The 14,960-nt window shown below is 63.7% G+C and carries 15 protein-coding genes and 2 pseudogenes; 7 read left to right on the plus strand and 10 right to left on the minus strand.

Translation table 11 applies throughout. The annotated features are described in order from the left end of the window. The first annotated feature begins 42 nt into the window (after positions 1-42). Positions 43-1,401, plus strand: a complete 1,359-nt coding sequence (gene nosR, locus KHO49_RS28180) for a response regulator c-di-GMP phosphodiesterase, NosR family (RefSeq protein WP_102879650.1) — start codon at positions 43-45, stop codon at positions 1,399-1,401. 258 nt (positions 1,402-1,659) lie between these two features. After that, positions 1,660-2,316, plus strand: coding sequence for a ribonuclease T2 family protein (locus KHO49_RS28185; protein ID WP_213666269.1), 657 nt, complete (start codon positions 1,660-1,662; stop codon positions 2,314-2,316). 191 nt (positions 2,317-2,507) lie between these two features. Here the strand turns inward: KHO49_RS28185 and dapA are convergent, their stop codons facing one another. From dapA to KHO49_RS28215, 6 genes are all read right to left on the minus strand, one after another. Beyond that, positions 2,508-3,371 carry a 4-hydroxy-tetrahydrodipicolinate synthase gene (gene dapA, locus KHO49_RS28190; protein WP_110595549.1) on the minus strand — a complete coding sequence of 288 codons (864 nt, stop codon included), beginning with the start codon at positions 3,369-3,371 and terminating at the stop codon, positions 2,508-2,510. Positions 3,372-3,723: 352 nt separating this feature from the next. After that, entirely contained in the window at positions 3,724-4,443 is a 720-nt protein-coding gene (locus tag KHO49_RS28195) for an anti-sigma factor (protein WP_213666270.1), read from the minus strand. Beyond that, positions 4,440-4,997, minus strand: coding sequence for a sigma-70 family RNA polymerase sigma factor (locus tag KHO49_RS28200; protein ID WP_502938050.1), 558 nt, complete (start codon positions 4,995-4,997; stop codon positions 4,440-4,442). The genes KHO49_RS28195 and KHO49_RS28200 overlap by 4 nt, the downstream gene beginning before the upstream one ends. A gap of 107 nt (positions 4,998-5,104) precedes the next feature. Continuing rightward, positions 5,105-5,644 carry a DUF3455 domain-containing protein gene (locus KHO49_RS28205; protein WP_102864566.1) on the minus strand — a complete coding sequence of 180 codons (540 nt, stop codon included), beginning with the start codon at positions 5,642-5,644 and terminating at the stop codon, positions 5,105-5,107. 113 nt (positions 5,645-5,757) lie between these two features. After that, the gene (locus KHO49_RS28210) at positions 5,758-6,303 is read right to left on the minus strand and encodes a GNAT family N-acetyltransferase (protein WP_110595552.1); all 546 of its coding nucleotides are present in this window, start codon (positions 6,301-6,303) and stop codon (positions 5,758-5,760) included. 184 nt (positions 6,304-6,487) lie between these two features. Next, positions 6,488-6,961: a GNAT family N-acetyltransferase gene (locus KHO49_RS28215; protein ID WP_102864568.1), complete on the minus strand. Its 474-nt coding sequence runs from the start codon at positions 6,959-6,961 to the stop codon at positions 6,488-6,490. Positions 6,962-7,429: 468 nt separating this feature from the next. Here KHO49_RS28215 and KHO49_RS31670 point away from each other — a divergent pair. From KHO49_RS31670 to KHO49_RS28230, 5 genes and pseudogenes are all read left to right on the plus strand, one after another. Then, positions 7,430-7,744 (plus strand): annotated as a pseudogene (locus tag KHO49_RS31670) (PAS domain-containing protein); the annotation flags it as partial. Positions 7,745-7,825: 81 nt separating this feature from the next. Then, positions 7,826-8,995 carry a methyl-accepting chemotaxis protein gene (locus KHO49_RS28220; protein WP_420793733.1) on the plus strand — a complete coding sequence of 390 codons (1,170 nt, stop codon included), beginning with the start codon at positions 7,826-7,828 and terminating at the stop codon, positions 8,993-8,995. Positions 8,996-9,063: 68 nt separating this feature from the next. Next, positions 9,064-9,147 (plus strand): annotated as a pseudogene (locus KHO49_RS31675) (hypothetical protein); the annotation flags it as partial. A 126-nt stretch (positions 9,148-9,273) separates the two neighbouring features. Continuing rightward, a complete protein-coding gene (locus tag KHO49_RS28225) occupies positions 9,274-9,597 on the plus strand; it encodes a DUF6388 family protein (protein WP_146232629.1) in 324 nt (107 codons plus the stop codon). 92 nt (positions 9,598-9,689) lie between these two features. Beyond that, entirely contained in the window at positions 9,690-10,274 is a 585-nt protein-coding gene (locus tag KHO49_RS28230; protein WP_213666272.1) for a LysE family translocator, read from the plus strand. Here the strand turns inward: KHO49_RS28230 and KHO49_RS28235 are convergent. From KHO49_RS28235 to KHO49_RS28250, 4 genes are all read right to left on the minus strand, one after another. Further along, a complete protein-coding gene (locus tag KHO49_RS28235) occupies positions 10,271-11,104 on the minus strand; it encodes an AraC family transcriptional regulator (RefSeq protein WP_110651547.1) in 834 nt (277 codons plus the stop codon). The genes KHO49_RS28230 and KHO49_RS28235 overlap by 4 nt on opposite strands. A 37-nt stretch (positions 11,105-11,141) precedes the next feature. Then, on the minus strand, positions 11,142-11,306 hold the full coding sequence (locus tag KHO49_RS28240; RefSeq protein ID WP_249735878.1) for a hypothetical protein: 165 nt from the start codon (positions 11,304-11,306) through the stop codon (positions 11,142-11,144). A gap of 89 nt (positions 11,307-11,395) precedes the next feature. Continuing rightward, positions 11,396-13,876, minus strand: coding sequence for a TonB-dependent siderophore receptor (locus KHO49_RS28245; RefSeq protein ID WP_213666273.1), 2,481 nt, complete (start codon positions 13,874-13,876; stop codon positions 11,396-11,398). A gap of 101 nt (positions 13,877-13,977) precedes the next feature. Beyond that, entirely contained in the window at positions 13,978-14,955 is a 978-nt protein-coding gene (locus KHO49_RS28250; RefSeq protein ID WP_170002469.1) for a FecR domain-containing protein, read from the minus strand. Positions 14,956-14,960: the final 5 nt, after the last annotated feature.

A 14,960-nucleotide genomic window follows, 5' to 3' on the forward strand; every position in this document is an offset into this window, starting at 1 on the left:
GGAGCTGTCCGGGGAACGAGATGCAGGACAGGGGGACCCACCATGGAAGAGTTGCAGCCCACCGAACCAGGACAGCGTCCAAGCCTGTTGCTGGTGGATGACGAAGAATCGATCCTCAACAGCCTGCGGCGCCTGCTACGCAGCCAGCCCTATGAAGTGCTGCTGGCCGACAGCGGTGCCAGGGCCCTGGAAATCCTGGCCCAGCGTCCCGTTGACCTGGTGATGAGCGATGCGCGCATGCCCGACATGGACGGCGCCACCCTGCTGGCCCGGGTGCGCGAGGGCTACCCGGCCACCCGCAGGATTCTGCTCACCGGCTACGCCGACCTGAGCACCATCGTCAAGGCCGTCAACGAAGGGCAGATCCACCAGTACCTGAGCAAACCCTGGAACGACGAAGAGCTGCTGCTGATCCTGCGCCAGACCCTGGAATACCAGCACGCCGAGCGCGAGCTCAAGCGCCTGCAGCAACTGGTGCTGGAGCAGAACCGCCAGCTCAAGGTGAGCAACGCCGAACTGGAAAAGCGCGTGGCGTCCCGGACCGCCGAGCTGCAACAGACCGCCGACATGCTGGACCTGGCCTATGAAGAGCTCAAGCACAGCTATGTGACCGGCACTGAGGTGTTCTCGCTGCTGGCCAACCTGCGCCTGCCGGCGGACAAGCAGACCAACCGCAAGATCATCGAACTGGTGCGCGCCTGTTGCGCAAGCTACGGCCTGGACGAAACCGCCAGCCGTGACCTGACCATGGCCGCCGCCTTGTACAACATCGGCAAGCTGAGCTGGAGCGATGCCATGCTGGCCGCTCCGGCGGAGCTGTTGCGGCACGCCGATCAGGAGCGCTATCGGGCCTATCCCTCCCAGAGCGAGTCGCTGCTGATGACGCTGGAGCCGATGCAGGATGCGGCGCGGCTGATCCTCCATCATCAGGAACGCTGGGATGGCAGCGGCTTTCCCCAGCATCTGCGGGGCGAGGCGATTCCCTGGGGCGCCCGGCTACTGAAGCTGGTGGTGGACTTCATCGAGTTGCAGTGCGGGTTGATTCTGGAGCGGCGGATGAACAGCGACGAGGCTTTGCTGTTCATTCGCAAGTACGCCGGCCGTCTGTATGACCCGAACATGGTGGAAGGCTTTGTTCGGGTCTGTGCTGCCTACCTCAATGACGTGACCGTCGATGATCCGACGGTCCGGGTGCTGGGCACCCGTGATCTGCAGGCGGGGATGGTCCTGCGGCGCAACCTCAATGCCGACAACGGCATGCTGCTGCTCAATGCCGGCAAGGTGATCAGCGAGCCGCTGGTCCAGAAGCTGATTGCTTTTGAAGCCATGGAAGGGGGGCACTACAGCATTTTTGTCAGCGTGCCTGAAGCCCCAGGGCCGTCTCTGGACATCGGGCACTGATCGCCGCTCTTGATCTGTGCCCGGTTGTTCCGTCATCTTTCGCACCGCGCGCCGCCCCAGGCCCTGGCGCAGTGTCCCGCTGGCGCCTCGGCCGACGCTCGCTCGGCGGTCGTCGCGCCTGGCCGGCTTTGCCGGGGCACGGCGCGGCGAATGTCATGTTCCTGCAACCCCGGCATGCCAAGAAAGTGAAGCTGTGTGCCTGCAGCTGCACCCCGATGGCGTGGCCAGGACAATCCGATATCCCTAGGAGAGGTAACGATGAGAAAGTTTTTTGCCCTGATGGCAGCCTTGGTGCTGACCCTGGGGATGGTGGGCATCAGCGACGCGCGTCAGCCCAAACAGCAGCGCGAGTCGGTGGCGGGGGCTTTTGACTACTACCTGCTGGCTTTGTCCTGGTCACCGACCTTTTGCCTGATGCATCCGGAGAACGAACAGTGCTCGGGCAAGGGCTATGGGTTTGTCCTCCACGGTCTGTGGCCGCAATACGCCAAGGGCGGCTGGCCCCAGTCCTGCCCACCCTTGACCCCGCTGACGCAGGATGAGCGGGCCAAGGGACTGACCCTGTTTCCCACCGCCAAACTGATGAACCACGAATGGACCAAGCACGGCACCTGCAGTGGCCTGGGGGGCATGGGTTACCTGGATGCGACGGACAAGGCCCTGGCGACGGTGCAGATACCGCAAGCGCTGCAGCCTTCGACCGCGGTGCGTTACTTTGAAGCCACGCAGATTGCCCAGCAGTTTCGCCAGAGCAACCCGGGGATCGCCGAAAACGGCATCGCCATTCTCTGCAGCGGCCCCGAGCTTTCCGAAGTCCGGGTCTGCCTGACCAAGGACCTGGACTTTGGCGAGTGCGGCAAAGGCGTTAAAAACCAGTGCCGCGCCGGCCAGATCCGTATCCCGCCGATCCGCTGAAAGCGTCCGCGCGCCGCGCTGATCGGCGCCGACGGGGCATCGAGACTGTCGTGCCCCCACTTCTGTAGGAGCCGGCTTGCCGGCGAAGAGGTCCTCGAACCTTGCACCGGGCTTGAGGACGCTTTCGCTGGCACGCCAGCTCCTACGGGCCACAGGCACGTCAATTCCGATGCTCCGTAGGACAAGCCCCTTCAGGGCAGGTCGGCCAACAGGTTTTGCAGGTGTACGGCGGTGGCGGCGCTGCAATCCTGCATCGGTGCCCGCAGGTGTGGCTCGATCAGTCCCTGATGGGCCAGCAGGGCCTTCACCGGCGCCGGGTTGGGCTCGGCGAACAGCGCCTGAATCAGCGGCACCAGTTGCCGGAAGGTGGTCCTGGCCGCATCCAGCTGCTGGTCCCGCACCTGGCGCTGCAACTGCACGAACAACTCCGGACGAATGTGCGCCGCGGCCGCAATGGCGCCGCTAGCCCCCAGGCACAGGGCGCTGAACAGTTGCAGGTCTTCACCGCACAACACCTCTACCGCGCCACTGGCCAGCAGCGCCAGGGTCTTGTCCAGGTTGCCGCCACAGTCCTTGACCGCTGCAATCCGCGGATGACGCACGATGTTGAGCAGGGTGTCCTTATCCAGGTTGACCCCGGTGCGATAGGGAATGTCGTAGACGATCAGCGGCACGCTGGAAGCATCGGCGACGCTGTGGAAGAAGCTTTCCAGGGCCGCCTGGGAGGGGCGGATGTAATAGGGCGCAGGCACCAGCAGGGCCGCCACCGGGCGCTTGAGGATTTCCGTTTGCAGGCTCAGCAGCGATTTCAGGTTGTTGCCTGCCAGGCCCATGATGACTCGCCCGGCAGGGGCCTGTTCGAGCACGGCGTCGAGTACCGCCAGTTGTTCGTCCTTGTCCAGGGCCGCGGCTTCGCCGGTGGTGCCGCAGACCACCAGCCCGGCCACGCCGCTTTCCAGCAGATGGGCGCTCAGGCGCCGCAGGGCGGCAAAGTCGATGGCGCCATTGTGAAAGGGCGTGACGATGGGGACCCAGATTCCTTGAAACGATGACATGCGTGTTCTCCTGATGGTTGACCGTCGGGTCGTCGTCAGAAGAGTAGAAGGGCGTTAAGCAGGGGGCGGGTGTCCGTAGCGCTTGATGTCCTGTCAGCTCATCTGACGGGACACAGCGCCCCGGTCACATGAGCGACTGTTTCTTCGATTTAGAGTTGCAAGCCACCCAGGCTCCGGCCTTGGCCAGCAGGCCAATGGCGCGAGAATCGAGGGTAAGGGCTTGGGACATGGCTGGGGCAGACTCTGAAATCAGGCGCACAGTTTTAAAAGCCGGCGCGGGGTTTGTCAATCCTCGAACAGGGCTCGGTTGATTGGCTGCTGCCACGCCGGGTCAAGGCGGGTTCTACGCGGGTCACAGGGTCTTGACGGCGCGGCCGATGAACTGCACGGGGCCGGTAGGCCTGCCAACCGCCGAGCCTTGGCGATCTTCCAGGGTCAGTTCGAACAATTGGTTGGTTTGCAGGGGCGGCAGGTGATCAAGCGGCACACGCAACGGCTGGCCGGGCTTGACCAGCCCAAGAGACACCGGGCCCTTCCAGTCGTCGGCCTTGGTCCAGAACTCCAGGGCCTTGTCCGCCGGAACCTCGATGCTGCCCAGTGGAATCAACTGCAACTCCCGGGTGTCATTGGCTTGCACCACCCAGCCGGGTGATTTGTCCTGAGGGGCTACCAGCACCACCAGGTAACTGGGAGGGGCATCGGGGCGCAGCATCAGCAGGCTGGCCAACAGGACACTGGCGGCCAGGCCAGCAGCGGCCAATCCGCGCCACAGCGCCAGAGGGTTGAAGCGCCTGGCGCTATTTGCGGCCGAGACCGACTCAGGTTCAGCCAGTTGCTCCAGGCTGCGTTCTATACGCCGCCAAAGCCAGGGCGACGGCGTGACGGGAGCGGCCAAAGCGGTGAGGGGATGCAGGCGCTGTTCCCAGTTTTGCACGGCGCTACGCAGGGCGGGGTCATGGGGCAGGCGCTGTTCGAGCAGGCGACGTTGTTCGGCGTCCAGGGTGCCCAGGACATATTCACTGGCCAGGGCCTGGAGCGTGGGATCGCTGTCGTCCCGTGGACCGATATTCATCCCAGGCACTCCCGTAAAGCACTGAGACTGCGCTTGATCCAGGCTTTGACCGTCCCCAGCGGGGTGGTCGTTCTGGCGGCAATCTCCATGTGTGAATAGCCGTCCAGATAGGCCAGCAGGAGACACTCGCGGCGCTGTGAGGGCAGTTGCCCCAGGCAATGCTGAAGACGTCCGGCATCAGCCAGCACGGTGACTGCCTCTGTGTTCATGGCCAGCCCGTCAAGGGTGTCCAGGTGGTCTGCATAAGGTTCTTCAATAGGCACCTCACGGCCATGGCGGCGCAGGAAATTCAGCGCCAGATGCCGGGTGATGCTGAACATCCAGCCGCGGGCACTGCCCCGTTCGGGGTCGAAACTGCTTGCGCCTTGCCAGATTCGGATAAAGGCGTCGTGCAGGATGTCTTCGGCCAGGGCCGTGTCGCGTACCAGGCGTTTGGCGACGCCGAGCAAGCGCGGCCCTTCCACGTGATAAAGGGCTTCCAGAGCCTGGCGCTCACCTCGGGCACAAGCGGCGATGCAGCCTGCGTGGTCAAACAGGGGTTCGGGTAGAGACAAGGGCATTTACCTGCGACAGATGACAGCCACCGCCACCCAAGCGGTGCAGTGGCTGTCAGCAGCGTAGACCAGTTGCCAATGCCTGGCCTTGCATCTTGGGTGGCGAATCAGCGGGCCGCCCAGAAGATGTAGTCCGCCTGGTACTTCACTGTTTCACGGGTGCCCTTGTTAGCAGCGGTGCACGCGCTGCTGGGGGCCACGCCACCCTTGAGGGCTACTCGCTGAATGTAACTGACGCCGCTCATCAGCCCCTTGCCTTCGGCCGGATTGGCCTTGACCAGTTGATAGGGCAGGTTGCCGGCGCTGGACGGCGCCACGGCGACCTGGGTCCCGGTGATCTTCGAACCGTCCTTGGCCTGCCAGGTGGCTGGTGGGCCGAAGTAGTCACCCAGCACCTTGCCGCTGCGATCGCTGAGCACCGCCTTGGGGCCGACGAAGACCCATTCGGTCTCGCCCGGTGCATTGGCCTTGTCCCGGCACTCGTAGGTGATTTCACCGGTGCCCACGGTTTCCAGGGCAACTTTGTGGCCCTCCGGCACCTTGATGCTGTCGGGCAATGCGCTCTGCGCCTGGGCCACAGGCAGGGCGCCCAGGCAGGCGATGGTCAAGGTTGCGCTGAGGCAGAGAAGACGTTGTTTGGCGTGCATGGTGGCTCTCCATTGGGGATCGGTTCGGCAGTTTTCAGGACTGCTATGGGTACTACCCCTGAGCGACGTATCTGGATGCAGCGCCGAGAAAAAATATTCAGTGCAGCGGCATATCACCCGCTGCGGGTCATCCGGTGATCCTGGGCGTTGAGCCGGTAGAGCAGGCTCGGTGGCTGCCCGGGAAAGTCCTCCAGCTCGCCGTCCAGCGTCATCCCCAGGCGTTCCAGGGCCCGCCTGGACGGCAGGTTGTCGGGCCGCACCAGGCCGGTGACCCGGGGCGCCAGCAGTTCGCCGAAGGCCAGTTGCAGGGCCGCCTGGGCCATCTCGTTGGCGAAACCCTGGCCCCAGGCTTCGGGGGTGAAGCGAAAGTACAGGTTCAGCCCGGCCTCCTGCCCGAAGTGCGCCCGCATGAGTCCGCCAAAGCCGATGATCTGTTGCGGTGCGTCCAGCCGGGCGATTGCCCAGTAGCCAAAGCCGTACTGCTGCCAATGGGCAATCCAGCTGTGCAGCCGGTCGCTGGTGGCTTCGGCGCTGTCGGGGCCGCAGGGGTTGAAGCGGTGGGTCTGCGGGTCGCCGTGGATGGCGCAGGCCTGCGGTAGGTCGTCCAGGGTCGGTGGACGTAACAGCAGGCGTGTGGTGCGGGTGATGGACGACAACATGGACGAGGCTCTTTGCTTCAGATGAGATGGAGCGCCAGGTGGCAGGTGGTGGTCAGGCCTGTGCGGGTGGCCCCGGAGAAGGTAGGTGATCACCCCGGACTTTTCCATTGTCGTCAGGGCGCGCTGGTTGAAGCCGCGAGCAGGGCCCAGCCTGCGCAACGAACCGCTTGCCGCCGCTGCGGCGTCAGCCCGGCCAACGGTACAGGCTGGCGGGATAGCCCTGGGCGATGATCGGTGTCGGGGTTTGCCCCGGCAGCATGGCCTGCCAGAAATCCCGGGCGGGCAGGTTGGCGCTGAAGTGCATCACCTGCCAGGGCCCCTTGTAGTGCTCGAACAGTTGTTGCGTCACCTGCCGGCCGACGCCCAGGCGGCGCAGCCGTCGAGCGATGAACAGGTAGCCGAGGTTGTACCGCGCATCGCTGTCGCAGCGTTGCTGGTCGACGACGGCAAAGCCGGTCAGTTCCCCCGCCACCAGGATCAGCCAGGGATGGGTGGCCGGGTGGCGCCAGTAGTCGTCCAGGGCCTGGATGGCGTACAGCCCCTGGGCGGCGAATTTGAGTGGCAGCCACTGACTGAGCTCATAGAGATAGAACTGCATGAGGTTTTCCAGGCAGGGCCAGTCGTCGCGAGCGGCCGGGCGCAGTTCAAGATGGTCCATCAAGGGCGACTCCAGCCCCGATCGGTCCGAGGCGCAACGGGTGGTGGTGAAAAATGGGGAGTGGTTAAAGGGAATCTGCCACTGATCAATGCGCGCGTGAAGGTTTCTACGAGTTTGTTTTTCATAGGCGGAAGATGGAGTTTGCAGCGGCACTGGGTATTTTGGAAATAATGCTTCTCAATAATTAGAAAGTTAGCTTCCTATGTTTGGGGCGAATATTGATGTACATCACAAAAGTCTTTAATTCGGCGCGTTCAAGTGGGGTGGTGTGATGAATTTTCCGCACTCTGATCAATGCTCGAACCTAGACTTAAGTCGACTGGATCGATAGTGGCCATTTGCAATAATTGACTTGGCTCTGGAAAGTTCTGCGGGTAAGCAGAGGAAGTCTTCAGGTCATCGCAGGATGCGGAAGTTGTTGTTTGATAGTGAATGGCAATTGAATACTTTCCTGCGAGGCATTTCAGAATGAGAAACAATCTTCCTGTGACCCAGCGCGAGCTGGTGTTTCCTGCGGAACAGCGGCTGATTTCCGCCACCGATGTTCACGGCAAGATCACTTACTGCAATGACGAGTTTGTCGCGGTCAGTGGTTTCAGTCGGGAAGAACTGATCGGCAGCCCGCACAATATCGTGCGCCATCCGGACATGCCCGAAGCGGTGTTCGCGCACATGTGGTCCTACCTCAAGGACGGCAAGAGCTGGATGGGCATCGTCAAGAATCGCAGCAACAACGGCGATCACTACTGGGTCAACGCCTATGTCACGCCTATTTTCAGCAAGGGCGTGATCGCCGGCTACGAGTCGGTGCGGGTCAAGCCCGAACGTGAACAGGTAGAGCGCGCCAGCGCCCTGTATCAACGCATGCGCAGCGACAACCTGGCCTTGCCCTGGAGCTACCGGGTGGCCAGTGTCTGCGGCTTTGCCTTGCCGCCGCTGCTGGCCCTGGCGGCCACGGCCGGGGCCTACTGGCTGGGTGGCCCCTGGGCTGCGCTGGGGGCGGCGGTTCCCGGTTATTTCGCGGTCCAGGGTTATGCCTTCTATCGCGCGCGGCAGATGTTGCAACGCATCAGTTCGGTGTCCCTGGGCAGCTTTGACAGCGAGCTGATCGCGCGCACCTACACCGACGAACACGGCCCGGTCGCACAGTTGCAGATGATCCTGATCAGCGAATCGGCGAAAATCCGCACCGCCCTCAGCCGGCTTGGCGACTACGCCAATCAGGCGGCGTCCCTGGCCTCTACCAGCCAGAGCCTGTCCAAGCAGGCGGAAACGGCCCTGGGCAAACAGCGCGATGAAGCGGACATGGCCGCCACAGCCATGAACCAGATGGCCTCGTCGATTTCCGAAGTCTCGGTGCATATCCACGACACCGCCTCGGCCGCCGATCAGGTCAACAACCTGACCCAGGTAGGTTCCCAGGAAGCCCAGAAAACCCGGGTGGTGATCGAGAAGCTGGCGGACACCGTGGATGCGGTCAGCCATTCTGTGGAAGGCCTGGCCGAGGAAACCCAGTCCATCCAGCAGGCGGCGAACATGATCCGGTCCATCGCTGAACAGACCAATCTGCTGGCCCTCAATGCGGCGATCGAGGCAGCCCGTGCCGGCGAGCAGGGCCGTGGTTTTGCGGTGGTGGCCGACGAGGTGCGGGCCCTGGCCTCCAAGACCCGGGAGTCCACGCAGAGCATCCAGCGCATCATCATCACCTTGCAGGAAGTAGCCAGCCAGGCAGTGGAGGTGGCCCGCCAGGGCAGCATCGAGGCGCGTTCCGGGGTGGCCCAGGTGATCAGTACCCAGGAAGCCCTGAATGGCATCAACTCGGCGGTGGAGCGCATTCACCAGATGAGCCAGCAAATGGCCGCCGCGTCTGAGCAGCAAGCTCATGTGGCCGAGGAAATATCCGAGCAGATCACCAATATTGCCCGGGTCTCTGACCAGAACGCCGACATCGCCGTGCACTCCTCTTCAGTAGGCGGTGATCTGGAAACTACCGCTCATGAACTTAATGCCTTGGTGACCCGTTTCAACAATTGATCGCCAACGGCAATCAGAAACTTTTGTTAATCGCCAATTGATCAAGTTGATCAGGGCAGGGGGTTCGTATGTCCAGAGTGATGGAAACGGTAAACAGCCGTACTCAGTTGGCAGGGCCGAATCGTCTGGAACTATTATTATTTCGTTTTAATTAGTTGCAGTTGTATGGCATCAACCTGTTAAAAGTTAGGCTCTGTCCGAACAGTTTTGAGACGAAGGTCAGGGGCAGAGCGTCAATGCCCGACATTGATTACTTGATTGAAGTGAGAGCCACGCCAATGTCTGAGCTCAGTTATCAGCAAGCCTTGATGCTGTACCTCTCTGAACGTCCGGAGCTCGTTGCCCGGCTGGGGCTCGGGCGGCCCTCGGGCCACTGCTGGCAGCCCGGGGACTTGAGCGATTGGCAGCTCCAGCAGGCCGGTCTCCTGTTTGACGAAGAAGCCCAGCTGCGTGGCATCGGCACCTGGGAGTTGGCCCTGTCGTTCGTTGCTCGAACGCCCCAGGAACTGAGCCAGATGACCCTCCACGCGCATCGGGAAATCGCCGAGATGGTGGACATGGAGTGGGAGCAGTACTGCGCGCTGAATCATTTGCAGCACTAGCAGAGCCTGAGGGCAATTTTCTTCAATACCGGCTGGGTGCCTTGGCCTAACTTGTCCCGCAGTTGTTCCGACCAAGACAAGAGAGGCAAGCAATGAGCGTAGTGTTTTCCATGGCGGCCTTTGCCCTGGCCGCGTCTATCACCCCGGGGCCGGTGAACATCGTGGCCCTGGGCAGTGGCGCACGGTTCGGCTTCAGGGCCAGTTTGCGCCACGTGGCCGGGGCCACCCTGGGGTTTGTCCTGTTGCTGGTGCTGATTGGCCTGGGGTTGCACGAACTGCTGCGCCAGTGGCCGCTGCTGACCCAGGGCATTCGCCTGTTCGGCATAGCCTTCCTGTTGTACATGGCCTGGAAGCTGGCCCGGGACGATGGTCGCCTGGATGCCGACGCTGCGGCCCGAGCGCCGTCGGCCTGGTACGGCGCGCTGATGCAGTGGCTCAATCCCAAGGCCTGGCTGGCCTGCGTGGCCGGGATGGGCGCTTTTGCCGCCGACGGGGACGTGGGCCTGGTGTGGTTGTTCGCCGGGTTGTATTTGCTGATCTGCTACCTGTCGATTGCCTGCTGGGCCTATGCCGGCAGTTGCTTGCGGCACTACCTGAGCAACCCGGCGCAGATGCGTCTGTTCAACCGCTGCATGGCCGCGTTGCTGGCTGTCAGCGCGGCCTATCTGTGGGTCTAGCGTTGGCCGCGGTATTGACCGGGAGTGGCCGCCAGATGCTGTTTGAAGGCCCGCTGGAAATGCGCCTGATCGGCAAAGCCGGCCTCCAGTGCCACCTCGGCGATGGGCGCGCCGCTGCGCAGGCGAGCCTGGGCAAACTGCACCCGCTGGTTGACCAGGAAGGCGTGGGGCGGCATGCCGAATTGCTGCTTGAAGGCGCGGATCAGGTAGGACGGGGAAAGCTCGGCGACCCGGCAGATATCGTCCAGTCCCAGCGTTTCGGTGCAGTGCTGACGGATGTACTGCGCCGCTTGCAGCAGCTTTTCATTGCTGATCCGTGGCGGCCGCTCGGCGGGGTTCAGGCGTTGCTGCAAGTCGCTGAAGAAGATCACCGCGCAGCTGTGCTTGTGCAGGGGCTCGGCGTCGGGGTCCACCAGGGTCCGGTACAACTGCTCAAATTCGGCGAAGAGCTGGGGGTCCTGGCTGTGGGTTGTGCTGAAGGGACGAAAGTCCAGCTCCGGGCTGAAGCCCAGTTCGTGCTGCAGGGCGGTGAGCCAGGGTGTATCGACGTACAGCATGCGATAGGACCAGGGCTGGTCGTCGATGGGGTTGCAGGCATGCACCACCCCGGGGTTCATCAGCACCACGGTGCCGGCGCTGACCCGCCAGCGGGATTGCCCGCTGAGGTAGGTGCTCTGGCCGGCGGTGATGCTGCCGATGGAGAACTGTTCATGGGCGTGGCGGCTGTAGCAGACCTTGCGGCCATCGGCGATGGCGCGGGCCTCGATGAACGGCAAGGCCGGATCGCGCCAGAACTGCGGCGCCTGGTCGGGGGGCAGGGCAGGTTTCATCCTGAAGGTTCCATCAGCGGGAGCTGACGCGAGTGTATTAGCTCTTGCCGTCAAAGGCCCGTTGCAGTTGGTCGATATCGATTTTTTTCATCCCCAGCAGGGCCTGCATCACCCGTTGCGAGCGGCTTGGGTCGGTGGCGCACATCATCTGCGCCTTGTAGTCGAACCACAGGCAGGGGGTGATGGTTTGAATGCGCTGCATGGTGTCGGTCCTCTGCGGGTTGATCACGCTGGAACGTATTCAACCCGGCACAGGGGCGGTGCACCGCAGATCAGCTGCCGGGCGCGGCCTCAGAAGTCCCAGCGGGTGGTCAGTTGCAGGCTGCGGGGTTCACCGTAGAAACCGGTGCCGAAGTTGCCCAGGCCCGTGTAGTACTGCTTGTCGAACAGGTTCTTCACATTCAGGGTCGAGCTCAGGTGCGAGTTGAACTGGTAGCGGGCCATGGCATCCACCAGGTAGTAGCTGTCCTGGGTGATGCGTGAATCGTGTCCGCCATTGACCGGATCGTTGGGATCGGGCTGGAACACCTTGCCGAAGAAATCGCTCTGCCAGTTGACCCCGCCCCCTAGCGTCAGGCGTTCCCAGGCCCCGGACAGGCGATACGTGGTGAACAGCCGGGCCACCTGTTGTGGCGCGGTGGTTTGCAGGACCGAGCCGTAGACATAGTCGTTGTTGGCGTCGCGGGTGTGGTTGTAGCTGTAGCCGGCGGACAGGTTCCAGCCTTCGCGCAGCTCGCCGGCCACCTCGACCTCGAAGCCTTTGGTGGTGGAACCCTCGATCGGCTTGTAGATGCCCTCGGTGCTCCAGCCGCTGACCAGTTGCGCGACGTTGTCCTGCTCGATGCGGAACACCGCGAAGCTGGCATTGACCCGGCCGTCCAGGTACTCGGCCTTGATCCCCGCCTCATAGCTGTCGCCTTCCACCGGGTCGAGCAGTTTGCCGCTGACGTCCTTGCTCATCTGCGGCTGGTAGATGTTGGTGTAGCTGGTGTAGACCGAGTAGGTGTCATTCAGGTCATAGATCAGCCCGGCATAGGGGGTGACCACACCTGTTTGCTGATAGCGCAGGCGTACGTCGGCCCTGGTTGGATCGATGTAGTGGGTGTTGTCGATGCCCTTGAAGTCGCTGACCCGGGTGCCGAGGATCACCGCCAGCTCGTCGGTGGGCTTGAGCCGGGTGGCCAGGTAGGCGCCGGTCTGGCGCTGGAGGATGTCGTTGTCGCCGATCTTCGGGATGTCCGGCTTGGCGAACTCGCCGCGCCACTGGTAAATGCTGCCGCCCACCGGCGGGTACACCGAGCCGTGGACCGGGATGTCCTGTCTGGCGTTCATCAGCATGAAACCGGCGATCAGCTCGTGCTCGCGGCCGAACAGGCTGAAGGGCCCATGCAGGTTGATGTCCAGGTTGTCCTGAATCTGCTCGCCCTTGAACTTGCCCATGTACATGAACATGCCGTCACCGGTGGTCGGGTTCGGATTGCCGCCGCTGGCGGAGCCCAACAGGGTGTCGTGCTGGCGGCGCAGGCGGTCGTAGCTGACCTTCAGGGTCCAGTCATGGGCCAGTTGCTGTTCCAGGGAAGTGAACAGGGTCTGGTTGTTGAAGTCGCGGCGGCTCCAGTCGGTGGCCGGGTTGAACGAGCGCGAGAAGCGGGTGCGCGAGCCGTCGCTGAAGTACATCGGGAAGCCGGTCCAGGTGGCGCCCCGGGAGCGGGTGTTCTGCTGGTCCAGGCCCACCGTCAGCAAGGTGTCCGGGGTCAGGTCGGCTTCGAGAATGCCGTAGGCGATGTCCTTGGTGTTCTGGTAGTGATCCAGGTACGAGCTGCGGTCCTGATAGACCCCGACAAAACGCCCGCGCAGGTTGCCGCTTTCGGTCAGCGGGCCTGAGATATCGCCTTCACTGCGGTAGTTGTCCCAGGAGCCGACGGTGCCGGTGACCGAGGCCTTGAACTCACGGGTCGGGCGTTTGCGGATCAGGTTGACGGTGGCCGACGGGTCGCCGGAGCCGGTCATCAGGCCGGTGGCGCCCTTGATGATCTCCACCCGGTCGAAGGTCGCCATGTCGGTGCTGGTGGTGCCGTAGTCGTAGACCCCGTCGTAGGTGGTGTTGACGCCGTCGTACTGGAAGTTGGTGATGGGCATGCCGCGGCTGGAGAACTCCCAGCGCTCGCTGTCGTAGTTCTGCACGCTGACCCCGGGGGCCCGGCGCAGGGTGTCGGCAATGCTGCTGGTGCCCTGGTCGTCCATCTGCTGGCGGGTGATCACGGTCACCGATTGCGGGGTTTCCCGCAGCGACAGGTTGAGGCCGGTGGCCGAGGCGCTGGCGCCGGTGGTGTAGAGGTGGCTGTCCTCGGTGACGGCGCCCAGGCCCTGGGCCGAGACCTGGGTGGTGCCCAGTTGCAGCGGGCCGCTGTGGGCCGGGAGAGCTTGCAGCACATAGCCGCCGCTGACGGCCTGGGCTTGCAGGCCGCTGCCTTGCAGCAACTGTTGCAGGGCTTGCTCGACGCTGTAGCGGCCCCGCAGACCGGGACTCTGCTTGCCGGCGGCGAGGTCATTGTGGCCGGCGACAAAGACTGTGCTCTGTTCGGCGAAGCGATTGAGCACGGTGACCAGCGGGCCGGGGCCGATGTTGTAGGTCTGGCGCTGGCTGTCCGCTTGTTGGCTGGTGGGGTTTTCGGCGGCCTGGGCCCAGGGCGCGGGCAGGCACAGAAGGGCGCTGCACAGGGTCAGGGGACGCAGGGACAGGCGCAGGCGGGGACGGCTGGGGGTTGGCATGAGGTTCCCTTGTGGATCGGTAATGTGAGAGCTGTTACCGGGTTAACCGAACCAGAAAGACAAAAGGGAACCGCAACCTGAAAAAAAAGCTCACCGCGTGTTCAGGCCCGGGGTTCAAGGGTCACCCACCAGGAGGCCAGACGCTTGACGCGCACCGGCAGGGCAGCCTCCAGCAGCGCCAGGGCCTGGTCGGAGTCGTGCAGGGGAAAGGCCCCCATCACCGGCAGGCGGCCAATGGCCGGGTCACAGCCCAGGTGCCCCGGGCGATAGCGTCCCAACTCATCGAGCAGGTGCTCCAGCGGCAGGTTGTCGGCCAGCAACAGGCCGCGGCTCCAGGCCTCGCGGGCCGCGCTGGCGCCCAGCAGCGGGCCCAGTGCGCGGGCGTCGAAGGCCAGTTGCTGGCCGGCGTTGACCACCTGCACCTGGCCCCCTTCGGCGTTGCGTACTTGCACGGCCCCGGCGTAGACATTGAGCAGGGTGCGTTGCCCGTCCCGGCGCACGCTGAAGCGAGTGCCCAGGGCCTGCAGCCGTCCATGTTCGGTGTCCACCAGGAAGGGGCGCTGCGGGTCCTTGGCGGTGTCGATGAGGATTTCTCCCTGGTGCAGCAGCAACAGCCGCTCCAGGGCGCTGTAGCGCACATCCAGCGCACTCAGGGCATTGAGCCAGAGGTGAGTGCCATCGCTGAGGCGGGCATCGCGCACTTCCCCGGTGCCGGTGGCGAAGTCCGCCCGCCAACGGCCCAGTGCCTGGGGCAGCGCTGTACCGCGCCAGGTGCCCCAGCCCAGGCCGATCAACAACAGGCCGCCGAGCACCTGGCGCCGTGCCAGCGCCGGGCGCCGGTCACCGCGCAAGGCCTGGCCGGCGGCTTGCTGGGCCGCGGCGTCCTGCAACGGCAGCAGGCGCTGGCTGACCCGCTGCACATAACCCCAGGCCTGGCGGTGTTCCGGGGTCTGCTCGAACCAGGCCTGCCAGTGACGACGCTGCTCGTCGCTGACGGCTTCGTCCTGGAGTTGCACGTACCAATGGGCGGCCTGTTGCAGGCTGGCGTGGCTCAACCGGTTGCTGGTGTGTTCGCTCATGGCGT

This window comes from Pseudomonas sp. RC4D1, from assembly GCF_018390395.1.
In the GTDB taxonomy this organism is placed as follows: domain Bacteria; phylum Pseudomonadota; class Gammaproteobacteria; order Pseudomonadales; family Pseudomonadaceae; genus Aquipseudomonas; species Aquipseudomonas danubii.